The organism is Pseudomonas sp. C7.1 (genome assembly GCF_056312395.1).
Genome location: NZ_JBWDTL010000003.1, coordinates 3,099,086 through 3,122,258, shown reverse-complemented (window position 1 = coordinate 3,122,258; position 23,173 = coordinate 3,099,086). Strand labels below are relative to the sequence as shown.

17 protein-coding genes and 1 pseudogene are annotated in these 23,173 nt (G+C 62.3%); 5 read left to right on the top strand and 13 right to left on the bottom strand.

Features of this window, described 5'->3' with window-relative positions; translation table 11 throughout:
* Window positions 1-24: 24 nt before the first annotated feature.
* The 12 genes and pseudogenes from purD to AC0T4W_RS18000 all read right to left on the bottom strand — a co-directional run bounded on the left by purD (window position 25) and on the right by AC0T4W_RS18000 (window position 15,296).
* The gene (gene purD / locus AC0T4W_RS18055; RefSeq protein ID WP_476321313.1) at window positions 25-1,314 is read right to left on the bottom strand and encodes a phosphoribosylamine--glycine ligase; all 1,290 of its coding nucleotides are present in this window, start codon (window positions 1,312-1,314) and stop codon (window positions 25-27) included.
* 176 nt (window positions 1,315-1,490) lie between these two features.
* Window positions 1,491-3,098: a bifunctional phosphoribosylaminoimidazolecarboxamide formyltransferase/IMP cyclohydrolase gene (gene purH / locus AC0T4W_RS18050; RefSeq protein WP_476321311.1), complete on the bottom strand. Its 1,608-nt coding sequence runs from the start codon at window positions 3,096-3,098 to the stop codon at window positions 1,491-1,493.
* Between the two features lie 91 nt (window positions 3,099-3,189).
* Window positions 3,190-3,510 carry a DNA-binding transcriptional regulator Fis gene (gene fis, locus AC0T4W_RS18045; protein WP_160013071.1) on the bottom strand — a complete coding sequence of 107 codons (321 nt, stop codon included), beginning with the start codon at window positions 3,508-3,510 and terminating at the stop codon, window positions 3,190-3,192.
* Window positions 3,507-4,505: a tRNA dihydrouridine synthase DusB gene (gene dusB, locus AC0T4W_RS18040; protein WP_476321309.1), complete on the bottom strand. Its 999-nt coding sequence runs from the start codon at window positions 4,503-4,505 to the stop codon at window positions 3,507-3,509. The genes fis and dusB overlap by 4 nt, the downstream gene beginning before the upstream one ends.
* Window positions 4,506-4,684: 179 nt before the next feature.
* Window positions 4,685-5,998 (bottom strand): DUF3426 domain-containing protein, encoded by a 1,314-nt coding sequence (locus AC0T4W_RS18035; RefSeq protein ID WP_476321307.1) that lies wholly within the window; start codon window positions 5,996-5,998, stop codon window positions 4,685-4,687.
* A 74-nt stretch (window positions 5,999-6,072) separates the two neighbouring features.
* Window positions 6,073-6,951: a 50S ribosomal protein L11 methyltransferase gene (gene prmA, locus AC0T4W_RS18030; RefSeq protein ID WP_476321305.1), complete on the bottom strand. Its 879-nt coding sequence runs from the start codon at window positions 6,949-6,951 to the stop codon at window positions 6,073-6,075.
* 263 nt (window positions 6,952-7,214) lie between these two features.
* The gene (gene accC / locus AC0T4W_RS18025) at window positions 7,215-8,564 is read right to left on the bottom strand and encodes an acetyl-CoA carboxylase biotin carboxylase subunit (RefSeq protein ID WP_476321303.1); all 1,350 of its coding nucleotides are present in this window, start codon (window positions 8,562-8,564) and stop codon (window positions 7,215-7,217) included.
* Window positions 8,565-8,581: 17 nt separating this feature from the next.
* The gene (gene accB, locus AC0T4W_RS18020; protein ID WP_304869465.1) at window positions 8,582-9,043 is read right to left on the bottom strand and encodes an acetyl-CoA carboxylase biotin carboxyl carrier protein; all 462 of its coding nucleotides are present in this window, start codon (window positions 9,041-9,043) and stop codon (window positions 8,582-8,584) included.
* A 22-nt stretch (window positions 9,044-9,065) separates the two neighbouring features.
* Entirely contained in the window at window positions 9,066-9,515 is a 450-nt protein-coding gene (gene aroQ, locus AC0T4W_RS18015) for a type II 3-dehydroquinate dehydratase (RefSeq protein WP_476321300.1), read from the bottom strand.
* Between the two features lie 120 nt (window positions 9,516-9,635).
* The gene (locus tag AC0T4W_RS18010; RefSeq protein ID WP_476321298.1) at window positions 9,636-11,402 is read right to left on the bottom strand and encodes a protein-disulfide reductase DsbD; all 1,767 of its coding nucleotides are present in this window, start codon (window positions 11,400-11,402) and stop codon (window positions 9,636-9,638) included.
* 126 nt (window positions 11,403-11,528) lie between these two features.
* Window positions 11,529-12,044: pseudogene (locus AC0T4W_RS18005) on the bottom strand (methyl-accepting chemotaxis protein); the annotation flags it as partial.
* 1,632 nt (window positions 12,045-13,676) lie between these two features.
* A complete protein-coding gene (locus tag AC0T4W_RS18000) occupies window positions 13,677-15,296 on the bottom strand; it encodes a diguanylate cyclase (RefSeq protein ID WP_476321296.1) in 1,620 nt (539 codons plus the stop codon).
* A 398-nt stretch (window positions 15,297-15,694) separates the two neighbouring features.
* Between AC0T4W_RS18000 and AC0T4W_RS17995 the strand changes: the two genes are divergently transcribed.
* From AC0T4W_RS17995 to speA, 4 genes are all read left to right on the top strand, one after another.
* A complete protein-coding gene (locus AC0T4W_RS17995; protein WP_476323771.1) occupies window positions 15,695-16,669 on the top strand; it encodes a DUF2333 family protein in 975 nt (324 codons plus the stop codon).
* A gap of 3 nt (window positions 16,670-16,672) precedes the next feature.
* Window positions 16,673-17,209 (top strand): NUDIX hydrolase, encoded by a 537-nt coding sequence (locus tag AC0T4W_RS17990; RefSeq protein ID WP_476321294.1) that lies wholly within the window; start codon window positions 16,673-16,675, stop codon window positions 17,207-17,209.
* A gap of 406 nt (window positions 17,210-17,615) precedes the next feature.
* Window positions 17,616-17,987, top strand: a complete 372-nt coding sequence (locus AC0T4W_RS17985; protein ID WP_476321292.1) for a translation initiation factor Sui1 — start codon at window positions 17,616-17,618, stop codon at window positions 17,985-17,987.
* A gap of 125 nt (window positions 17,988-18,112) precedes the next feature.
* On the top strand, window positions 18,113-20,026 hold the full coding sequence (speA, locus tag AC0T4W_RS17980; RefSeq protein ID WP_476321290.1) for an arginine decarboxylase: 1,914 nt from the start codon (window positions 18,113-18,115) through the stop codon (window positions 20,024-20,026).
* A gap of 184 nt (window positions 20,027-20,210) precedes the next feature.
* On the opposite strand, the gene AC0T4W_RS17975 is transcribed toward speA, so the two are convergent.
* Window positions 20,211-21,566 (bottom strand): 3-oxoacyl-ACP reductase, encoded by a 1,356-nt coding sequence (locus AC0T4W_RS17975; protein ID WP_476321288.1) that lies wholly within the window; start codon window positions 21,564-21,566, stop codon window positions 20,211-20,213.
* A gap of 170 nt (window positions 21,567-21,736) precedes the next feature.
* On the opposite strand from AC0T4W_RS17975, the gene AC0T4W_RS17970 reads away from it, so the two are divergent.
* A complete protein-coding gene (locus tag AC0T4W_RS17970; protein WP_476321286.1) occupies window positions 21,737-23,017 on the top strand; it encodes an acetyl-CoA C-acetyltransferase in 1,281 nt (426 codons plus the stop codon).
* Window positions 23,018-23,173 lie beyond the last annotated feature (156 nt).

Sequence of the window (23,173 nt, the reverse complement as noted above, 5' to 3'; positions counted from 1 at the left end):
GGCCACCTTTGTCGTTATTTACCTTCACTTATCCCCGCGTTCGCGGGCAATGGCGCGGTAACCGATATCGGTGCGGTAAAAGCTGCCATTCCAGCGGATCTTCTCAGCCAGGCGGTAGGCCTGTTGCTGGGCTTCCTCAACGGTGCGGCCAATGGCAGTGGCACAGAGTACACGGCCGCCAGCGGTAACGATCTGGCCGTCTTTGAGTGCAGTGCCGGCGTGGAAGACTTTGCCTTCCAGTTGCGCGGCAGCATCCAGACCTTCGATCACATCACCCTTGGCGTAGTCAGCCGGGTAACCGCCGGCGGCGATCACTACGCCGACCGTCGGGCGCGGGTCCCAGGTGGCTTCGACCTTATCCAGCGCCTTGGCCAGTGCAGCTTCGACCAGCAACACCAAAGAGCTTTCCAGGCGGCACATGATTGGCTGGGTTTCCGGGTCGCCAAAACGGCAGTTGAACTCGATAACCTTCGGCTTGCCGGCTTTGTCGATCATCAGCCCGGCGTAGAGGAAGCCGGTGTAAACATTGCCCTCGCTGGCCATGCCGCGCACGGTCGGGTAAATCACTTCGTCCATCACCCGCTGGTGTACGTCAGCGGTGACTACCGGGGCGGGGGAGTAAGCGCCCATGCCGCCAGTGTTGGGGCCGGTGTCAGCATCGCCAACGCGCTTATGGTCCTGGCTGGTGGCCATGGGCAGCACGTTCGCGCCGTCGACCATCACGATAAAGGAGGCTTCTTCGCCATCGAGGAACTCTTCGATGACCACACGCGAACCGGCGTCGCCAAAGGCATTGCCGGCGAGCATATCGCGCACGGCGTCTTCAGCTTCAGTCAGGGTCATGGCGACGATCACGCCTTTACCGGCGGCCAGGCCGTCGGCCTTGATTACGATTGGCGCGCCGACTTTTTGCAGGTAGGCCAGGGCTGGTTCGACTTCGGTGAAGTTCTGATAGTCGGCGGTAGGGATCGCATGGCGCGCAAGGAAATCCTTGGTAAAGGCCTTGGAACCTTCCAGCTGCGCGGCGGCAGCGGTGGGGCCGAAGATATCCAGCTTGCGCGAGCGGAACAGATCAACCACGCCCTTAACCAGCGGTGCTTCCGGGCCGACGATGGTCAGCTGCACGTTCTTCTCGGCGAAATCAGCCAGCTGCTCGATGGCCAGCACGTCGATATTGACGTTCTCGCACTTGGCTTCAGTGGCAGTGCCAGCGTTGCCTGGCGCAACGAAAACCTTCTGCACGCGCGGGTCTTGCGCGACTTTCCAGGCCAGGGCGTGTTCACGACCGCCGCTGCCGATGATCAATACGTTCATGGGGTATCTCCTGAGCGTAGCCCGGATGCAATCCGGGGCTTTTAAAGGGGCGCTCCCGGATTTCATCCGGGCTACGTTGTTGCAATCGTGTAGCGATGGGTATCGCCTACGGCTCAACCCATCCTACGAATCTTCGCTGCCCGTAGGATGGGTGGAGCGCAGCGATAGCCATCAAATCAATGACGGAAATGACGCATGCCGGTGAAGACCATGGCGATGCCTGCCTCGTCTGCCGCTGCGATGACTTCCGCATCGCGCATCGAGCCGCCTGGCTGAATCACTGCAGTGATGCCATTGGCAGCCGCATTGTCCAGGCCGTCGCGGAACGGGAAGAAGGCGTCGGACGCCATCACCGAGCCGGCAACCTGCAGGCCTGCGTGCTCTGCTTTGATTGCGGCGATGCGGGCGGAGTTGACCCGCGACATCTGGCCGGCGCCGACACCGATGGTCTGACGGCCTTTGGCGTAGACGATGGCGTTGGATTTAACGAACTTGGCCACTTTCCAGGCGAAGATCAGGTCATGGATTTCCTGCTCGCTGGGCGCGCGTTTGGTGACGATCTTCAGGTCGCTTGCTGCGATCATGCCGATATCGCGGCTCTGTACCAGCAGGCCGCCGTTGACGCGCTTGAAGTCCCAGCCAGCGCTGCGCTCGGCCGGCCATTCGCCGCATTCGAGCAGGCGTAAATTGGCTTTGGCGGCGACGACGGCGCGCGCCTCGGCACTGATTTTCGGCGCGATAATCACTTCGACGAACTGACGCTCGACGATGGCCTGGGCGGTGGCACCGTCCAGCTCACGGTTGAAAGCGATAATGCCGCCAAACGCGGATTCGGTATCAGTGGCGTAGGCCAGCTCATAGGCCTGGCGAATGCCGCCTTCGCTGTCCAGGGCCACGGCCACGCCACACGGGTTGGCGTGCTTGACGATCACGCAGGCCGGCTTGACGAAGCTCTTCACGCATTCCAGGGCAGCGTCGGTGTCGGCGACGTTGTTGAACGACAGCTCTTTGCCCTGCAGCTGGATGGCAGTGGCGACACTGGCTTCACCCTTTTGCGCTTCCACGTAGAACGCCGCGCTCTGGTGCGGGTTCTCGCCGTAGCGCATTTCCTGGGCCTTGACGAACTGGCTGTTGAAGGTGCGCGGGAAAGCGCCGCGTTCTTCGGTAGACAGGCTGTCGCGGCTCTGGTCGATGGTGCCCAGGTAGTTGGCGATCATGCCGTCGTAAGCTGCGGTGTGCTCGAAGGCTTTCAACGCCAGGTCGAAGCGCTGGGCGTAGCTCAGGCCGCCGGCTTTCAGCGACTCGACGATGCCGGCGTAGTCGCCCGCGTTGACCACGATGGCCACGTCTTTGTGGTTCTTCGCGGCGCTGCGGACCATGGTCGGGCCGCCGATGTCGATGTTCTCGATGGCGTCAGCCAGGTCGCAGCCGGGCTTGGCCACGGTGGCGGCGAAGGGGTAGAGGTTGACCGCGACCAGGTCGATGGGCTTGATGCCGTGCTCGTCCATCACTGCGCCATCAATGGCACGACGACCAAGGATGCCGCCGTGGATCTTCGGGTGCAGGGTCTTGACGCGACCGTCCATCATTTCCGGGAAGCCGGTGTAGTCGGCCACTTCCACAGCAGCGATGCCGTTGTCCTTGAGCAGCTTGTAAGTGCCGCCAGTGGAGAGGATTTCCACATTCAGGGCGACGAGCTCGCGGGCAAACTCAAGGATGCCGGTCTTGTCGGAAACACTGATCAAGGCACGGCGAACGGGGAGGCGGGTGGTCTGGTCGGTCATTTCAGAGTCCATCAGGCGGGAGTTTTGGCAATCAAAAAGCTATCAGCAAAAAAGGCGGCTTATGTGGGCCGCCCTTTTCGGGAGTTCGGGGTTACAACAGGTCGTATTGCTTGAGCTTCTTGCGCAGGGTGCCACGATTCAGGCCGAGCAGCTCGGAGGCCTTGGTCTGGTTGCCCTTGACGTAATTCATCACGGTTTCCAGCAGTGGCGCTTCCACTTCGGTAAGCACCAGGTTGTACACGTCACTGACGTCTGCGCCCTCAAGGTGGGCGAAATAATTGTGCAGGGCCTTTTCAACGCTGCCGCGCAGGGTTTGTCCCTCTTCGCTTGGCGTATTGAGATGCTGTTTCAAGCTACTGTTATCACTCACGGGAGCCATTCCACTCTCTAAGGTCTCAGTCAACATCGTCATGCGGCCACCCCTTCTCCATTGTTATGACGTTCGCTGAAAAACTCGCGAACGTTGGTGCACTGCGCGTCCGTACTGTCCAGACGATTGAAGTGGGCGCGGAACTCCCTGGCGCCCGGCAAGGTTGCGAGATACCAACTGACATGCTTGCGGGCAATGCGTACGCCCATTACATCGCCGTAGAAGGCGTGCAGTGCAGCCAGATGTTCAAGCAGAATGCGTTCCACTTCGAGCAGGCTGGGCGCCGGGAGTTGTTCACCGGTACGCAGGTAATGCTCGACCTCACGGAATATCCACGGCCGGCCCTGTGCCGCGCGACCGATCAGCAGGCCATCGGCGTCGGTGGCAGCCAGTACGGCTTTGGCCTTCTCTGGCGAGTCGATGTCGCCATTGGCCAGCACCGGAATCGACACCGCCTGCTTGATTGCGGCAATGGTGTCGTACTCGGCCTCGCCCATATACAGGTCGGCGCGGGTGCGGCCATGCACGGCCAGCGCGACAATCCCGGCGTCTTCGGCGATTTTCGCCACGGCGATGCCGTTCTTGTTTGCACGATCCCAGCCGGTGCGGATCTTCAGGGTCACCGGCACATCCACGGCGGCGACCACGGCCTGAAGAATCTCGCGAACCAGTGCCTCGTCTTTCAACAGGGCGGAGCCGGCGGCCTTGTTGCAGACTTTCTTGGCCGGGCAGCCCATGTTGATGTCGATAATTTGTGCGCCCATTTCCACGTTGCGTCGCGCCGCTTCGGCGAGCATCTCGGGATCACCGCCGGCGATCTGTACCGAGCGTGGCTCGGGATCACCACTGTGCATCATGCGCAGGCTCGACTTGCGGGTGTTCCACAGGCGCACATCGCTGGTGACCATTTCCGACACCACCAAACCCGCACCCAGTCGCCTGCACAGCTGACGAAACGGCTGATCAGTGACACCCGCCATGGGGGCGAGGATCAGCGAGTTGGACAATGTATAGGGGCCGATGCGTAGCGCCGACATAGGGCTTCCCTGCTCAAGAGACCTGCTGTTGAACAAATAGGAGAGTGCGAAAAAGGGTGGGCATGATACCCGCTCTGGGTGATCGGAGAAAGGCTGTTTTGAACAAATTCTGAACAGTTCTGGGCTTATCGCGAAGGGTTTGGTTGCGGCGGATTTTCAAGCAATCCGCAGCGTGTAGGCTATTCCGGCGAGTGAAAGCTCAGGCTGTAGTTCACCGCCTGGGTGCCTGGGTCGAGGATGTCCAGGGAGATATGAATAGGCGTCTGCGGCGGCATTTCCGCATTGCCGGCCAGCTCGCCTGCGAGGTATTCGCTGGGTTTGAAGCGGCGGCTGGCGAGCAGTTGGCCGTTGATATCGGCAAAGCGCATTTCCAGCAGCGGGAAGGGCTGGGAGAAGGGCGCGCGGTTGTAGAGGATGGCGTCGACCACCAGCGCGCCGCTGAATTCCGGATGGCTGCGCACCACCAGGTTGCTGCTCTTGACCTGGGTGATGTCGACCTTGGACGGCAGTTGGCAGCCGATTGACGGGCACAGCTGCTCAAACCAGGGGCGGTACTGGTCTTGGCGCGCCAGCTCATGGAAGTGATACATCACGTACTGCCCGGCAAGCGCCGCAGCGCCGATGAAATTCAGCAGGCCCCAGCCGATCCAGCGGCCCCAGGGCTTCTTCGGTTGTTGCCAGTCCAGTTGCAGCGGTTCGTCATCCAACTCGAACAGGCGCTCATCGCGCAGTTCGGGTTCGCTGCGTGCGGTCTTTTTGGGTGCGGCTACGGCGGGCTCTTCATCGGCCAGGTTATCGGCTGGCGCGCTAAAGGGCTTGCGCTCGGCATGCAGTTCAATGTGCTCGATTTCCGGCTCGGGGTGGCGACGGTCGAGAGCGTTGAGGTCGAGCGGCGGCTCGCCATCGGGCTTGCTAATCGCTGCGGGTGCAGGCGGCGGAATGGGGCGCGCCGGCGGCGTCAGCGGCTGGGGTTTGACGCTCAAGGTGGTGGCAGGCTTGCTCAGTTCATCCTGCAGCAGGGCTTCGGCCCAGCGCTCGTCGTGCGGGTCGTGCTCAGTCGGCTCGGGCGTCAGAAAATTTTCGTTGTATTTCGGTGCGCTATCAATCGCCAGGAACTGCTTGGACAGCTGCTGTTCCTGGGCTTCGAGTTTGGCCAGCTCTTCATCCAGATCAAGGCTGTCCAGGTCCAGGTCGTCATGAATCCACAGCGTGTCGCTGGCTTTGCTGCTGGCGGGCGCGGCCGGTAGTGCAGGTGCTGCGCGGGGCATAGCTGGGCGCGGAGCGGGCGGCTTGCTGGGTTGTGGCGCTGGCGTTGGTGCAGCCGCAGCGGGGCCAGGCAGTTGCTGGCCCTGCTCGCGCAGCTGTTGCGCGGCATTGAACACATGCAGGCAGGCTCCGCAGCGCACGGCACCATGGGCGGCACCCAGCTGCGTGAGGTTCACGCGAAAGCTGGTGCGGCAATGGGGGCACTGGGTGACGAAGCTCTGGGTCATGCGGCGATCCGGCTAAACGAGGCGGCTAGTCTAACGCAAGTGCTTGGTAATGCAGCAGCTGCGTACTGGGGCGGTTAGCGGCGTACGCCACTAATACGCACCCAGCCGTCTTTATCGGCTGTCGGGTCGAGGATAAAGGCGTCGTTGTAAGCGGCGCGCACCTCGTCGGCCTGTTCGGCGAGGATGCCTGACAGCGCCAGGCGGCCGCCCGATTTGACCAGTCGGGTGATCTGCGGTGCCAAGGCCACCAGCGGGCCGGCGAGGATATTGGCAACCACCACGTCCGCCGGCTGTTGTGGCATATCGTCTGGCAGGTAGAGCGGGAAACGCGCCGGATCGATGCCATTGCGCCCGGCGTTGTCGCGCGAGGCCTCGATGGCCTGGATGTCGATATCGGTGCCGACTGCCTGCGGCGCGCCAAGCAGCAGGGCAGCAATTGCCAGGATGCCCGAGCCGCAACCGAAGTCGATCACGCCGCAATCCTGCAGGTTCTGGCCATCCAGCCATTCCAGGCAAAGTGCGGTGGTCGGGTGGGTGCCGGTGCCGAAAGCCAGGCCCGGATCGAGCAGCAGATTGACGGCGTCCGGCTCTGGGGCTGCGTGCCAGCTCGGCACAATCCACAGGCGCTGGCCGAAACGCATCGGCTCGAAGCCATCCATCCAGCTGCGCTCCCAGTCCTGGTCGGCGATCACTTCGGCGTGGTGCTCCGGCAATTCGGCGCCTGTCAGCAGTTGCAGGTGGGCGAATACCGCGTTTTCGTCGGTATCGGCCTCGAACAGGGCAAGCAGGTGGGTGTGTGACCACAGAGGCGTGGTGCCTAGGTCCGGCTCGAAAATCGGCTGGTCTTCGGCATCCATAAAGGTCACCGACACGGCGCCGACTTCCAGCAGGGCGTCTTCATAGGTTTGCGCCTGCTCTGGGGTGATGGCGAGACGGACTTGTAACCAGGGCATGGGAAACCTCGTGAACGTTGTGGCGTGATGGCGCAAAGTGGCGCGCAGCTTACTTGAAGCGGTGGGGCGGCTGCCACTGCCGGTCAGGCAGAAACGACAAAGGCTGCCCAATGGCAGCCCTTGTCAAAAACTTGAAGAATGACCTCGCGAGCTAGAGCGAGACAAGGAAAAAACAGCCGAGGAAGCGGAGTTTACGTCTGTAAATGAGCATTCCGAGGCTGTTTTTGACGCAGTATCGCCGACGCGCAGCAGGTCATTGCGGTTTAGTGCTTATCCATACCCAGTTTCTTTTCTAGATAATGGATATTCACGCCGCCTTTGCAGAAGCCTTTATCGCGAACCAGCATGCGGTGCAGCGGCACGTTGGTCTTGATGCCGTCGACGACGATCTCGTCCAGGGCGTTGCGCATACGGGCTAGGGCCTCGTCGCGGGTGGCGCCGTAGGTGATCAGCTTGCCGATCAGTGAGTCGTAGTGCGGCGGTACGGTGTAGCCGCTGTACAGGTGCGAGTCGACGCGGACGCCGAAGCCGCCTGGGGCGTGGAAATGCTTCACCTTGCCGGGGCAGGGCATGAAGTTGTCCGGGTCTTCAGCGTTGATCCGGCACTCCAGGGCGTGGCCCAGCAGTTTCACGTCTTCCTGCTTGTACGACAGTTTGTTGCCGGCGGCGATGCTGAGCATCTCCTTGACGATGTCGATGCCAGTGACCATTTCCGAAACCGGATGCTCAACCTGTACGCGGGTGTTCATCTCGATAAAGTAGAAGTGGCCGTCTTCGTAGAGGAACTCGAAGGTGCCAGCGCCGCGATAACCGATCTCGATGCAGGCATCGACGCAGCGTTGCAGCACTTCGGCGCGAGCTTTTTCATCAATGCCCGGTGCTGGCGCTTCTTCCAGGACTTTCTGGTGGCGGCGCTGCAACGAGCAGTCGCGGTCGTACAGGTGGATGGCGTTGCCCTGGCCGTCAGAGAGTATCTGGACTTCCACGTGACGTGGGTTGCCGAGGAACTTCTCCAGGTAGACCATCGGGTTACCAAACACCGAACCGGCTTCGCTGCGGGTCAGCTTGGCCGATTTGATCAGGTCTTCTTCCTTGTACACCACGCGCATGCCGCGACCACCGCCGCCGCCAGCGGCCTTGATGATCACCGGGTAGCCCACTTCGCGAGCAATCTGCAGGGCAGTTTCCTCGTCTTCCGGCAGCGGGCCGTCAGAGCCAGGCACCACAGGCACGCCAGCCTTGATCATGGCGTGCTTGGCCGAGACTTTATCGCCCATCAGGCGAATGGTCTCGGCTTTCGGGCCGACAAAGGCAAAGCCGGAGTTTTCCACCTGTTCGGCGAAATCGGCGTTTTCCGCCAAAAAACCATAGCCGGGGTGAATAGCGGTGGCACCGGTGACTTCAGCGGCGCTGATGATCGCTGGAATATTCAAATAGGACAGCGCGCCAGTGGCGGGGCCGATGCACACCGACTCGTCAGCCAGGCCCAGGTGCATCAGTTCACGGTCGGCGGTGGAATGCACCGCGACGGTCTTAATGCCCAGCTCTTTACAGGCACGCAAGATGCGCAGGGCGATCTCGCCGCGGTTGGCGATCAGAACTTTTTCCAACATCGCTGGCTCTCCGTGGATCAAACGATGGTGAACAGAGGCTGGTCGTATTCCACCGGCTGACCGTTCTCGCCCAGGATGGATTCGATCACGCCGCTGGTTTCGGCCTCGATGTGGTTCATCATCTTCATCGCCTCAACGATGCAGAGAATGTCGCCTTTCTTCACGCTCTGGCCGACTTCAACGAAGTTGCCCGACGTCGGGCCGGAGGCGCGGTAGAAGGTGCCGACCATCGGCGAGCGCACCACAGTGCCATTCAGCTTGGCGGCAGCCGGGGCTGCAGCTTCAGCGGCGACTGGGGCGGCAGCAACCGGGGCAGCTGCAGGCGCAGGCGCCTGGGCGTACATCGGCTGTTGCATAAAGGCTGGCTGCTTGCTGTGACGGCTGATGCGCACGGATTCTTCGCCTTCGCGAATCTCCAGCTCGTCAATACCGGATTCTTCCAGCAGCTCGATCAGTTTTTTGACTTTACGAATATCCATAGTGGTTCAACTCCCGGTGAGGTCAGGGGCGCTTAAGTTCAAGTTGTTCGAGTGCAGCCTCCAGGGCCAGCCGATAACCGCTGGCGCCAAGGCCGCAGATCACTCCCACCGCTACATCGGAAAAGTAGGAGTGATGGCGGAAAGCTTCGCGTTTGTGCACGTTGGACAAATGCACTTCGATGAATGGGATGCTCACTGCCAGCAATGCGTCACGTAATGCGACGCTGGTGTGAGTAAAAGCGGCAGGATTGATCAGGATAAAGTCGACACCTTCGCCTTTCGCGGCGTGAATACGCTCAATTAGCTCATACTCGGCATTGCTCTGCAGGTACAGCAGATGGTGGCCCGCCTCACGCGCACGGCGTTCCAGGTCGAGGTTGATCTGCTCCAGGGTGACGGCGCCGTAAACGCCCGGTTCGCGGGTGCCGAGCAGATTGAGGTTGGGGCCGTGCAATACCAATAAGGTCGCCATGATCCTTAATCCTTGTTTTTCTACTGCGCAGGACTATGCCGCGACAGCGCGGGGCTGTCCAGTTCTCAGCAATAGTCGACACGATGACCGCAGATTGCGGCAAATATATGACTCGGGAGGTTAAAAACGTTCCCGTGCCGTGCCCAGGCGGGCTGCAAAGGTTGTCGCGTCCACCTCACCTACGACACGCAAGTCCAGCCATTCGTCACCCTTGGCGTCGAACAGCAGAATCGCCGGTGGGCCGAACAGCTGGTAGCGGTCGAGCAGGGCGCGCTGTGCAGGGTTGCTTTCGGTGATGTCGAAGCGCACTAGCTGATAGTCGCCCAGCTGGCGGCCGACTTCCGGGGCGTTGAGTACTTCGCGCTCGATCACCTTGCAGCTGATGCACCAGTCGGCGTACCAGTCGAGCAGCAGCGGTTTGCCGTTGTTTTTTGCAGTGAGCAAGGCCGCATCCAGCTCGGCGGGCGTGCTGATGGTTTGCCACTGGCCGGTTTGTACCTGGGTGGCTTCGGCGCTGCTGACCACACGGCCGAGGGGGCGCAGCGGATCATCCTGGCCTTGCAATGCGCCGACCCAGGCCACTAGGGCGTAGACCAGCAGCGGCAGGCCGAGCAGTTGCGCGAGTTTCTGATGATGGGTTTTCGGCGTCAGTTCCAGCGCGCCGAGCCAGAGTGCGATGCCGGCGGCGAGCAGGCCCCACAGCGCCAGGCTGACTGGGCCGGGTACGACGCGCTCAAGCAGCCAGATCGCCACCGCCATCAGCAGTGCGCCGAACAGGTTGCGCACGGTGAGCATCCACGGGCCGGATTTTGGCAACAAGGCGCCGCCGCCGACGGCGAACAGCACCAGCGGTGCGCCCATGCCCAGGCCCAAGGCCAGTAATTTGAGGCCGCCGCCGAGGGCATCGCCGCTGGCGCTGATATACAACAGCGCGCCGGCCAGTGGCGCGGACACGCAGGGCGAAACCAACACGCTGGACAGTACGCCGAGGGCCGCTGCGCTGAGAATCGTGCCGCCGTGCAGGCGTTGGCTCAGGCGCTGTAACCGGCCGTCGATGGCTGCCGGCAGGCGCAGTTCGAGAAAGCCCAGGCTGGCCGCGCCAAACAGGGCGAAGAAGACCGCAAAGGGCACCAGCACCCAGGGTGATTGCAGGCGTGCCTGCAGGTTGAGTTCCGCGCCGAACAGGCCCATCAGCGCACCGAGAATGGCAAAGCTCAGGGCCATCGGCAGCACGTAGGCCAGGGACAAGACCAGGCTGCGCATACCGCCCGGTTGGCCGCGCAGCACCACGCCGGTGAGGATCGGCAGCATCGGCAGTACGCAGGGGGTGAAGGTCAGCGCCAGGCCGCCGAGAAAGAACAACGCCAGATCTGTCCAGCTCCAGGGTGTTGGTGCATCAGGTGTGGAATTGCTGGATACCGCGCCGCCGCCAATGGCCAGTACCTCGGTTTCCGGCGGGTAGCACAGGCCTTTATCGGCGCAGCCCTGGTAGTTGACGCTGAGGTTGAAGGGGCGATTGTCCGGGTTGTCGACCGGCACCTCGACATCCAGCACCTCGTAGTACACCTCGACATCGCCGAAGTACTCATCATGCTTGGCCTGACCGGCCGGCAGCACGGCCTGGCCCAGGCTCACGTCGGCCGGCTCGCTGCTAAAACTGAAGCGGTGCCGGTACAGGTAATACCCTTCGGCGGCGACAAAACGCAGCTTCACCGATTCGCTTGAACTGCTGATCAGGCTGAGCTTGAACGCCTCGCGCACCGGCAGGAAGTCCGCGCTGTTGTTTAGCGGCGCGCCGAGTTGCGCAGGGGCGGGCGGCTTGTCGAACAGGCTGGCGCTGGCCGGCAGTACGACCAGAAGCAGAAGCAGGCTGAGTAAACGGTGCATGGCAGGCTCGTGAGACGGGAGTTGCCGCATCATAGCGGAGGCGGGTGGCTCAGGGCACGGCCCAGGCTGTAAGCGGTCTTGTCTACAGGCTAGATGGTGCGCGACAGATTGCCGCGCTAGCTGCTGTTAAACGCGAAACGCCTGCACGGCAGTATGCAGTTGGCCGCCAAGCTGCAGCAGTTGCTCGCCCTGATTGCGGCCCTCGCCGATGCGCTGCAAGTTGTCGCCGCCCAGTGTGTGGATGCGCTCGCTGTGGCCGCGAATCTCGCTGACCGCATCACTCTGCTGCGCAGTGGCATCGGCAATGCGCTCGGCCATGTTGGCGATGGTGCGGATCGCCGCGACGATCTCATCCAGTGCGCCATCGGCGGCTTCGGCCTGGCTGGCGGTCGCTTCGGCATGCTCCACCTGGGTACGCATGGCCTGCACCGATTGTCGCGCGGCCTGTTGCAGGCGGCCGATCAGCTCCTGAATTTGCGCGGTGGCGCCGCTGGTGCGTTGCGACAGCGAGCGCACTTCATCGGCGACCACGGCAAAACCACGCCCCTGCTCACCGGCCCGCGCCGCTTCGATGGCGGCATTCAGCGCGAGCAGATTGGTCTGCTCGGCGATGCCGCGAATCACCGTCAGCACATTGCCGATGGTCGCGGTTTCCTCGGCCAGGCGTTCGATGGCCTGGGCGTTGCCCTGTACTTCATCGACCAGCGAGTGCAGGCCGGTAAGGCTGTGGCCAATCACCTGCTGGCCCTGTTCCAGGGCGCGGTTGGCGTCGCGGCTGGCGTCCGCGGCCTGGCTGGCGTCGCCGGCTACCTGTTGGATGGTGGCCTGCAGCTCGCCGAGCGCATCGCGAATCTGCGCGGTGTCGCCGGCCTGGCGCTCGGCGCCGGTGTGCAGGCCGCCGCTGAGGTCGGCGAGGGTACGGCTGGAGCCGACCACCTGTTCGGCATGTCGGCGAATGGTGCCGACCAGATCGACCAGGTAGGCGCGCAGACGATTTAGCGATTCTTCGATATCGCACAGCTCGCGGGCGCGTGAGCCGAGATGGATGTCATTGGCAAAGTCGCCGGCGGCCCATGCCGACAGGGCAGGCACCAGGCGCTCCAGTACACGGGTGAGGCGACGCTGGATGGTATCGATGATCAGCGCAATCAACAGAATCAGGCCGATCATCAAACCGAGGATCAGCTGCACCTCGCTCTGGATACGCCCATGTTCGGCACGCACCAGCGGCTCCAGTGCGGCCAGCGCCTGTTGCACCTGGTCGATCTGTGTGCGGGTGCTGTTGGCCAGGGTGGTACGTTGTTCGATCAGGCTGCGGGTGCGTTGCAGCTCGGCCGGGTAACGGCTGATCAGGTTGGCCAGGTCGCGCTTGAGGGCGATGCCACGGTCTTCGGCCTGACTACTCTCGCTGCTGGCGTCCAGCCCCAGTAGGTCGGCAAACGAGTCGCTGGACGATTGGCTGGTGCCGGCCACCCCAAGTAGAGGCAGGTCACTCAGCGCTTGCGCCGGTTTGCCCAGGGCCGTCAGCTCGCGCTCGACCTCGCTGGCCAGCTCGCTGCGACCGCTACGCACCAGCTTGTCGCGGGCATGAGCCAGGCGGGTGAGATGGCGTGCAGCGATAAGCAGTGGTTTGCGGTAGTTGGCGGCGGCACTGGCTTCGCCGCTGTCGGCGTACTGTGCGAGTTGCTCAAGTGTGCCATCTATTTCCCGCTCGGCCTGCAATAGCAGGCCCTGGGGGTCGCCCGATAGCTTGCCAGCGGCCAGTAGCTCGTTGGCGCTAAAGGCTTTGAGTTCGGCGAGGCTGGGGCGCAGGTTGGCGACCAGCTGCGTGGGCAGCTCGGTCAAGGCCTGTTCGAGGCTGTCCAGTGATTGCAAGGCGGCGCTGTGGCGCAGGGCGTCACCGCTTTCCAGGTAGACGCTGATGTTCTGCGCGACTTCGCCCTGAAACTGCTGCGACAGACTCAGGTAGCGCGCCATCAGCAGATAAGGGCGCTCCAGGGCGCGCTGTGACCACCAGAGGGTGATGGCCAGGGCCACGCAGACGGTGACCAGCAGCAGGGTATTGAGATTGGTAAGGGATTTAAGGCGCATAGGGCTCGACCGGCAGCGAACGGTTCCGGCCGCTGACGCATGGGTCAAGGCGGCTGCTAAGCCTCAGAATTTATTGCTTTTTCGTGACCGGAATATGACAGCATCGACTGCGTCACAGTTTTCTGCTGGATGGATGGATGGATGGATGGAGATGGCGATGGCTCAGGTGCAGCGGGGCGAGTCTCAGTCGCCCTGGTAGATCGCCACCTGATTGCGTCCGCCGTGCTTGGCCACGTACAGCGCCAGGTCGGCCTGCTGCGAGAGCAGTTTGCCGTCCAGTTGTGGCGCCAGCTGGGCGATGCCGCAGCTGAAGGTGCAGGACAGGTCGTGGGGCTGCGCCGAATACTGGATTTCTGCGAAGCGCTGGCGGATTTCGTCGAGCACCCGCCGCGCCGACTCGGCGTCGGTGTCGGACATCACCACAGCGAATTCTTCACCGCCGTAGCGGCCGATATGGTCGCTCTTGCGCAGGCGCTGCTTGAGAAACAGCGCCAGGCTTTTGATCACCCGGTCGCCCATGGGGTGGCCGTAGGTGTCGTTGACCTTCTTGAAGAAGTCGATATCGATCATCGCAAAGCTCAGCGGCTGGCCGTCGCGCTCGGCGCGGAAGCGTGCATCTTCGAGCAATTGCAAAGTGTGGGTGTGGTTGTACAGGCCGGTCAGGCTGTCGCGCACCATACGCGCCTTTAGGCTGCGCGCGCGGGCGGCGCGGTTGCGCACAGTGGCGATCAGATGGCGCGGCTTGATCGGCTTGGTAAGGAAGTCGTCGCCGCCCTCGCTCATCGCATCGAGCTGCTTGTCCAGATCGTCTTCGGCGGACAGGTAGATGATCGGCACACTGACATAGCGGTCGTTGTGGCGGATCACCTGGGCCAGTTCCGGGCCGTTGCACTCGGGCATATACATGTCGAGGATGATCAGGTCCGGCTGAAAATCGGCCAAATGGCTCATGGCCTGGATCGGCTCGATCAGGGTGCGGGTGACAATGCCGGCGCTGTTGAGTACGCGCTCGGTGTGCGTGGCCTGGGCCCGCGAGTCGTCGATGATCAGCACCTTGTAGGGTTCGTACTGCGAGACGTGGGTCAGCACTTCGATGCGCTCGAACAGGTTCGAGGCGTCCAGGCTGCCGGTGAAGAACTCCTGACCACCGGCGCGCACGGCAGACAGGCGGGTCATGGTGTCGGTGTCTTCCGGGCTGAAGAACAGCAGCGGGATCTGGTGCTCCAGGCCTTCCTGCACGCTTTTGGCCAGCTGCAGGCCGCAGCCGGGGCCGGAGAAGTCGACTTCCATCAGAATTGCCGCCGGGTGGCGTTCGCGCATGGCATTGCGAAACGCGTTGGCGCTGTCCAGGGCAATTGCGTTCATGCCGAAGAATTCCAGGCGTTGTACCAGCTGTTCGGCGCGCTCCAGGTGTTGCAGCGCCAGGTACACCGGTTTGCGCAGCGGTGGCAGCACGGTTTGCTCGAAGCGGTCGCCGTGGCGCAAGCCGGTGCGTGACAGGCGCTGCAACAACTGGTTGAGCTGGCTGATCAGCTCGCTATTGAGGCGACCACGGTTGTCGGTCACCAGTTGCAGGCAGCTTTCGATTTCCTGGGCCAGCTGGCTGTGTTCGGCTTGATCGAAGCGTTCGGCATAGCGCTGCAACAGTTGCGTTGCCTCGCGCAGTTCGCCCATGCCGGCTTCATTCCACTCGCTGCGCTGCAGTCGCTGCCAGACTTCCAGCACCTGGCGCGCCTGATTGATCACGCGCTGGGCGAAGTGCTGCTTGAGACGGTCGCGGCTGGGGTCTTCTTGCTCGATCATGGCCCGGTGTCGGTTAGCGCAGCGCGTGGCTGCAGGTGATGGCTTAGTGCTAGCAATGCTAACACTCGTTTGAATTTTTGCGAGTGCCGTCGATCTATTGGCGTCGGCCTTCTGTCTAAGGCATCACAGATATGCCATCGGCATAACCGGCGCTAAGTTTGCCGTTCGCCGCTGCGCAGAGGGTCGCGCTTCCCTTATAGTGCAAGGCAGTTGCGCAACCCTGCTTAAAGGTTGTGGTCGAACGAGGAGCCACCGGTTTGTGCAAGCCGGTCGCGAGCTTGTTACTTGGGTAATAAAAGGACATTGCCATGCTGGATTGGAAGAATCGAACTGCCGGTGCGCATGATGGCGCCGCCAATACCTCACCGAGCAAATCCACGGGAAGCCTGGCCACGCGTATGGTCGCTATCCTGCTTGGGCTCTACCTGGTGGTAGCGCTGATGGTGGGCTGGTACTGGAGCCAGGAGCCGGAACAATTCTCCGTGCAGCAGCGCGCCGAGACGGCCGCCCAGGCCAGCGGGCGCAGGCTGGTGAATGGTTACACCACGGTGGAGACCCTCAGGCAGGTTGCCAGCACTTTGCTCGACAAGCCGGGCGGTTATCTGTCCAACGACCTCGCCCCGCCAGGCTTGTGGCTCGACAATATGCCGAGCTGGGAGTTTGGCGTGCTGGTGCAGGTGCGCGATATGTCCCGCGCGCTGCGTAAGGACTTTACCCGCTCGCAGTCGCAGTCCACCGAAGACGCCGATTTGGCCAAGGCCGAGCCGCGTTTCCACTTCGACCATAAAAGCTGGGCGCTGCCGGCTTCTGAAGCTGAATACGCCGAAGGCATCAAATCGCTGGACCGTTACCTTGAGCGCTTGGGTGATTCGAACAAGGGCAGTGCCCAGTTTTATACCCGCGCTGACAACCTCAACAACTGGTTGGGTGACGCGGCCACACGTCTGGGTTCGCTGTCGCAGCGCTTGTCGGCCAGCGTTGGCCAGGTGCGCTTGAATACCGCAGAGGTCGACCCTGCGCAGGCCGATAGCGTGGCCCAGGCTGACTTTGTCGAGGGCGTGAGCTACGAGACGCCGTGGCTGCAGATTGATAACGTGTTCTACGAAGCCCGTGGCCAGGCCTGGGCCTTGGCGCACCTGCTGCGCGCCATCGAAGTTGACTTCGCCGATGTGCTGGCGAAGAAGAACGCCACTGTCAGCGTACGCCAGATCATTCGCGAGCTGGAGGCTGCGCAGGAAACCCTGTGGAGCCCAATGATTCTCAATGGCAGCGGTTATGGCCTGTTGGCCAACCACTCGCTGGTGATGGCCAACTACATCTCGCGTGCCAACGCCGGGCTGATCGACTTGCGCCAATTGCTGTCGCAGGGTTAAGCCGTGGCTTGGACCGCAGCCGAGGCGGCGCACCGCGCTGCCTCGGATGCCGAGCGCATCGCCTGGGTCGACGAGCAGGACCGCGTCCTGGGCGGCGTATTGCGCAGCGAGCTGCGCGCACGGCATCTGCTTGGGCGCGGCACCTACATCCTGCTGTTCAACAGCGCGGGTCTGCTGTGCGTACATCGGCGCACCCTGAGTAAGGCGCTGTACCCCGGTTACTGGGATGTGGCGGCTGGCGGCATGGTGCTCGAAGGCGAAAGCTACGCCGAATCCGCCGCGCGCGAGCTGGCTGAAGAGCTGGGTATTGAGGATGCGCAGCTGGTCGAGCATGCGCATTTTCTCTACGACGCGCCGGAAAGCCGCCTGTGGTGCATGGCCTATTCGGCAGTGTCCGATGCGCCGCTGCGCCTGCAGCCGGAGGAAGTACTGGAAGCGCGGTTTATTTCCATCGACCAGGCCCTGGCCGAGACGCAGCACCTGCCGTATTGCCCCGACTCGCTGGCCGCCTTGCAGCGTTATCTGGCGGCTATTGCGTAGGATGGGTTGAGCGCAGCGATACCCATGTGGTTGTGACGCCTCAAGCTGAATTGATGGGTTACGCCTGCGGCTAACCCATCCTGCGTTGTGCTTTGTCCGGGATTTTGAGCGCTGTTGTAAGGCATCCTGAACGACGTCGCCAATCCGCCGATTAATGGCGCATTTTTACACTTAGCAGCTGCGGTTTTTGCCGTTACACTGCGCCGCCTTTAACGTGGCTGTCGCGTAGCGACGACTTCCTTTTGCCCCTCTCCCCCGGGAGAAGGTGGCGCGAAGCGCCGGATGAGGGAGTCCTCACGCCATACCCATTATGCCCTGGCCGTGTATCGCCAGGGTGCGCTGCCTGGGGCTTCGCGGTCGGCTACGGTCGACCAGTCGCTATCCTGACCCCTTCGAGGAGCAACCGGTGGTCAAGAAAGCTTCCTCATTCGCCGCTCTCAGCGGCCTGGTGTACTCCACCGACAGCGGCCGGCATTGCCCGGGCTGTAGTCAGCCGGTGAACGCCTGCATCTGTAAACAGTCCCTGACCCCTGAAGGTGATGGCATTGCCCGCGTACGCCGCGAGACCAAAGGTCGCGGCGGCAAGACGGTGACCGCGATCAGCGGTGTACCATTAGCCGAAGAGCCTCTTAAGGATCTGGTCAGCGCTTTGAAGAAACGCTGCGGTTGCGGTGGTTCGCTCAAGGATGGGGTGATCGAGATTCAGGGCGATCACGTCGAGCTGCTGATTGCCGAGCTGATCAAGCACGGCTTCAAAGCCAAGAAATCCGGCGGTTAAACCGGTCTTTTCTAAACTTCCTCGGCAGGTGGACAGTCCACAGCCGGGTAATTGTCATTTCCAGACTTTAATCTGTAAGCGTCTTGGCTGTGCCAAGGCCATTATCGCCAGCAAGGGAGACATCGATGTCTGCACGACGCACACGTAAAGATGACGGCAGCCAGTGGACCGTAGCGGATAGCCGCAGCGTCTACGGCATTCGCCATTGGGGCGCGGGTTATTTCGCGATCAATGACAAGGGCCGTGTCGAAGTGCGCCCGAATGGTCCACAGAGCACGCCGATCGATCTCTATGAGCAGATCGACGAGCTGCGTTCCAGCGGCCTGTCACTGCCGTTGCTGGTGCGTTTTCCGGACATCCTGCAAGACCGCGTGCGCCAACTGACTGGCGCCTTCGACGCCAATATCGCGCGCTTGGAATACCAGAGCCCGTACACCGCGCTGTACCCGATCAAGGTCAACCAGCAGGAAGCGGTGGTGGAAAACATCATCGCCACGCAGAACGTTTCTATCGGCCTGGAAGCCGGCTCCAAGCCGGAGCTGATGGCCGTGCTGGCGCTGGCGCCGAAGGGCGGCACCATCGTTTGCAACGGTTACAAGGACCGCGAATTTATCAAACTGGCGCTGATGGGGCAGAAGCTCGGTCACAACGTATTTATCGTCATCGAGAAAGAATCCGAAGTGCAGCTGGTGATCGAGGAGGCGGCCGAGCTCAAGGTTGCCCCGCAGATCGGTCTGCGTGTGCGCCTGTCGTCGCTGGCATCGAGCAAGTGGGCCGATACCGGTGGTGAAAAGTCCAAGTTCGGTTTGTCCGCAGCGCAGCTGCTGTCGGTGGTCGAACGCTTCCGCGCGGCCAAGCTGGATCAGGGTATCCGCCTGCTGCACTTCCACATGGGCTCGCAAATCGCCAACCTCGGCGACTACCAGCACGGTTTCAAGGAAGCCATCCGCTACTACGGCGAGCTGCGCGGTCTGGGCTTGCCGGTCGACCATATCGACGTTGGCGGTGGCCTGGGGGTGGATTACGACGGCACCCATTCACGCAATGCCAGCTCAATCAACTACGACATGGACGACTACGCCGGTGTGGTGGTGGGCATGCTCAAGGAGTTCTGCGACGCTCAGGAGCTGCCGCATCCGCATATCTTCTCGGAAAGCGGCCGCTCGCTGACCGCGCACCACGCCATGCTGGTGGTGCAGGTTACCGATGTGGAGAAACACAACGACGAGATCCCCAAGATCGAAGACGTCACCAGCCTGCCGGAAACCGTGCGTTACCTGGTCGAGCTGCTCGGCCCGACCGATATTGAGATGGTTACCGAGACCTACTGGCGCGCCACCCACTACATGAGCGACGTGGCCAGCCAGTACGCCGACGGCAAACTCAGCCTGACCGAGAAGGCCCTGGCCGAGCAGTGCTACTTCGCCGTATGCCGACGTTTGCACAACTCGCTGAAGGCCCGTCAGCGCTCGCACCGTCAGGTGCTCGACGAACTCAACGATAAGCTCGCCGACAAGTACATCTGCAACTTCTCGGTGTTCCAGAGCCTGCCGGATACCTGGGCCATCGGCCAGGTGCTGCCTATTCTGCCGCTCAATCGCCTCGACGAAGAGCCGCTGCGCCGCGCTGTGCTACAGGACCTGACCTGCGACTCCGACGGCAAGATCCGTCAGTACGTCGACGAGCAGAGCATCGAGACCAGCCTGCCAGTGCACGAAGTGCGCGAGGGCGAGGACTACCTGCTGGGCATCTTCCTGGTCGGTGCCTACCAGGAAATTCTTGGTGACATGCACAACCTGTTTGGTGACACCGACTCGGTGAACATCTACCAGAATGCCGACGGCAGCGTGTACCACGCCGGGATCGAGACCCACGACACCATCGAGGACATGCTGCGCTATGTGCACTTGTCGCCAGAGGAATTGATGAACCACTACCGCGACAAGGTCGCCAGCGCCAAGATCAGCCCGCGCGAACGCACCCAGTTCCTTGATGCGTTGCGGTTGGGGTTGACCCGTTCGTCTTACCTGTCGTCATAAGCTCGCACTGAATGCAAAAGGCCCCGCAATGCGGGGCCTTTTGCTATCTGCTGACATTAATTAAAAACCGTGGATGTAGGGTGGATGACGCTCTTTTCATCCACCTTCAGGATGCAATTGGTGGATGGGTGAAGCGTCATCCCCACTACGCCAAACCAGTAGCCCGGATGCAATCCGGGGGGGGTTAAGCCCCGATCAGGCTCTGCCCGCATACGCGCAGCACTTGCGCGGTGACGGCGCCTGAACCCGGCTGGGCGAACCAGGCCACGGCTTCGGCGACATCTTGCGGCAGACCGCCCTGGCCCATGGAGTTCATTCGCCGGCCGGCTTCGCGGATGGTCAGTGGGATGGCGGCGGTCATCTGGGTTTCAATAAAGCCGGGGGCCACGGCGTTGATGCTGATGCCGCGCTTGGCCAGCATTGGTGCCCAGGCCTGGGCCAGGCCGATCACGCCGGCCTTGCTCACTGCGTAGTTAGTCTGGCCCATATTGCCGGCGATGCCGCTGATCGAGGCGATCAGCACCACGCGGCCATTATCGTGCAGCTTGCCGGCGTCCAGCAGGGCCTGTGTCAGCACCTGCGGGGCGTTGAGGTTGACGTTGATCACCGAGTTCCAGAAATCGTCGCTCATCTTCGCCAGGGTCTTGTCGCGGGTGATGCCAGCGTTGTGCACGACGATATCGATGCCGTCCGGCAGCGCATCAATCAGCTGTGCGGCGGCATCTGCGGCACAGATATCCAGAGCCAGGCTACGGCCACCCAGGCGTGCAGCCAGGGCGTCGAGAGCGTCTTTGGCCGGTGGCACGTCCAGCAACACCACGTCGGCACCGTCGCGGGCCAGCGTTTCAGCGATGGCCGCACCGATGCCGCGCGAGGCACCGGTGACCAGAGCCTTCTTGCCGGCCAGGGGGCGCGTCCAGTCCTTGACCTGCTCGCTGCAGGCATTCAGGCGCAGCACCTGGCCGGAGACATAGGCGCTTTTCGGTGAGAGAAAGAAGCGCAGCGTGCCTTCCAGCTGCGCCTCGCCGCCCTTGCCGACGTAGATCAGCTGCACGTTGCCGCCATGGCGGATTTCCTTGCCCAGGGAGCGGCTAAAGCCTTCCAGCGAGCGCTGCACGCTGGCGGCAATCGGGTCTTTCAACGATTCCGGGGCGCGGCCGAGGATCACCACGCGCGGGCATTTATCCAGGCCCTTGAAGGCCGGCTGGAAGAAGTCGCGCAGCTCGATCAGTTGCTCGAAACGGGTAAGACCGCTGGCATCGAATACCAGCGCCTTGAGCTTGGGGCCATGCTCGGCGGTCCAGCGCGGCAGCTCGAATTGGCCTTCGCGGGTGGCGAACAGGGCATCGGTCAGCTTGTTGGCAAAAGGCAGCACGGCGCTGACCAGGCTGCCTTCGCCGCCAATCAGCAGGGCACCGTCCACCGGTCGGCTGCGCCCGGCCATCCAGCGCTCCAGCAGTAGCGGCGCGGGCAGGCCGAGCGCGCTTACCAGGCGGCGACCGGACGTGGAGTTGGCAAAGGCGAGATAACGGTCGGACATGGGGCGGCTCCTGCGCACGGATAAAAAGTGCACCCACTCTACGCAGGCGACAGAAATGCGCAATTGACCGCGTCGCCTGCTGCATTGGCAAGGCGGCCAATGCCACACTGCAGGGACAGGTTAGCCTGTGCGCCATTATTCTAAGACCCATCCCAGATCAGGAGTCATCCATGACCCAGCCGCGTCGCGTCGCCATCGTTGGTGGTAACCGCATTCCGTTCGCCCGCTCCAATACCGTCTACGCCACCGCGAGCAACCAGGAGATGCTGATCAGCGCGCTGGATGGCCTGGTCGAGCGCTTCAACCTGCATGGCGAGCGCCTCGGTGAGGTGGTGGCCGGTGCAGTGCTCAAGCATTCACGGGATTTCAACCTGACCCGTGAGTGCGTGCTCGGCTCGCGTCTGGCCCCGCAAACCCCGGCCTATGACCTGCAGCAAGCCTGCGGCACGGGCCTGGAAGCAGCGCTGCTGGTGGCCAACAAGATCGCCCTGGGGCAGATCGAGTGCGGCATCGCCGGCGGCGTCGACACCACCTCGGACGCGCCGATCGGGGTCAACGAAGGGCTGCGGCAGATTCTGCTGCAGGCCAACCGTGGCAAGAGCACCGGTGACAAGATCAAGAGCCTGCTGCAGATTCGCCCGCGCCACCTGGCTCCGGCCATTCCGCGCAACGGCGAGCCGCGCACCGGGCTGTCGATGGGCGAACACTGCGAGCTGATGGCGCAAACCTGGGCGATTCCTCGGGATGAACAGGACCAACTGGCTGTGGCCAGCCACCAGAAACTCGCCGCCGCCTATGCCGAAGGCTGGCACGATGACCTGCTCACACCGTTTCGTGGCCTGACCCGTGACCAGAACCTGCGCGCCGATATCAGCCTGGAAAAACTCGCCACCCTCAAACCCTGCTTCGAGCGCAGCCCGCGCGGCACCCTCACTGCCGCTAACTCGACGCCGTTGACCGATGGCGCATCCCTGGTGCTGCTGGCCAGCGAGGACTGGGCCAAGGCCCGTGGCCTGCCGATCCTCGCTTACTGGAAGGACGGCGAAGCGGCGGCAGTGGATTTTGTGGGTGCGGGCAAGGAAGGTCTGCTGATGGCCCCGGCCTACGCTGTGCCACGGCTGCTGGCGCGCAACAAGCTGACGCTGCAGGATTTTGACTACTACGAAATTCACGAAGCCTTTGCTGCCCAGGTGCTGTGCACCCTCAAGGCCTGGGAAGACGCCGACTACTGCAAGACTCGCCTGGGCCTCGCCGCGCCGCTGGGTTCCATCGACCGCAGCAAGATGAACGTCAAGGGCAGCTCGCTGGCTGCCGGCCACCCCTTTGCCGCCACTGGCGGGCGCATCGTCGCCAACCTGGCCAAGCTACTTTCGGTGGCGCAGGAAGGGCGTGGGCTGATCTCGATTTGCGCCGCAGGCGGTCAAGGTGTGACTGCAATCCTGGAAAAGTAATCAAACAGCGGTATCCGCACGCGGTGCGGGTACTGATGTATGCAACTCCGTGATTTGGAGCGGCCCACGAAAGTGGCGCCGCTCTTTTTTAGGCCATGTCTGCGTTAGCAGTTGCAGGAAATCTTAAGAAAGAGCGCCGCTCATACAAAGGCCTAC

Coding starts and splice junctions, on each gene's coding strand:
- speA (WP_476321290.1), top strand. CDS start 18,113: ATGTCTGCACGACGCACACGTAAAGATGACGGCAGCCAGTGGACCGTA.
- AC0T4W_RS17995 (WP_476323771.1), top strand. CDS start 15,695: ATGGTCGCTATCCTGCTTGGGCTCTACCTGGTGGTAGCGCTGATGGTG.
- fis (WP_160013071.1), bottom strand. CDS start 3,510: ATGACGATGTTGACTGAGACCTTAGAGAGTGGAATGGCTCCCGTGAGT.
- accB (WP_304869465.1), bottom strand. CDS start 9,043: ATGGATATTCGTAAAGTCAAAAAACTGATCGAGCTGCTGGAAGAATCC.
- AC0T4W_RS17975 (WP_476321288.1), bottom strand. CDS start 21,566: ATGTCCGACCGTTATCTCGCCTTTGCCAACTCCACGTCCGGTCGCCGC.
- prmA (WP_476321305.1), bottom strand. CDS start 6,951: ATGCCCTGGTTACAAGTCCGTCTCGCCATCACCCCAGAGCAGGCGCAA.
- dusB (WP_476321309.1), bottom strand. CDS start 4,505: ATGTCGGCGCTACGCATCGGCCCCTATACATTGTCCAACTCGCTGATC.
- AC0T4W_RS17970 (WP_476321286.1), top strand. CDS start 21,737: ATGACCCAGCCGCGTCGCGTCGCCATCGTTGGTGGTAACCGCATTCCG.
- purD (WP_476321313.1), bottom strand. CDS start 1,314: ATGAACGTATTGATCATCGGCAGCGGCGGTCGTGAACACGCCCTGGCC.
- AC0T4W_RS18000 (WP_476321296.1), bottom strand. CDS start 15,296: ATGATCGAGCAAGAAGACCCCAGCCGCGACCGTCTCAAGCAGCACTTC.
- AC0T4W_RS18035 (WP_476321307.1), bottom strand. CDS start 5,998: ATGACCCAGAGCTTCGTCACCCAGTGCCCCCATTGCCGCACCAGCTTT.
- AC0T4W_RS18010 (WP_476321298.1), bottom strand. CDS start 11,402: ATGCACCGTTTACTCAGCCTGCTTCTGCTTCTGGTCGTACTGCCGGCC.
- accC (WP_476321303.1), bottom strand. CDS start 8,564: ATGTTGGAAAAAGTTCTGATCGCCAACCGCGGCGAGATCGCCCTGCGC.
- purH (WP_476321311.1), bottom strand. CDS start 3,098: ATGACCGACCAGACCACCCGCCTCCCCGTTCGCCGTGCCTTGATCAGT.
- aroQ (WP_476321300.1), bottom strand. CDS start 9,515: ATGGCGACCTTATTGGTATTGCACGGCCCCAACCTCAATCTGCTCGGC.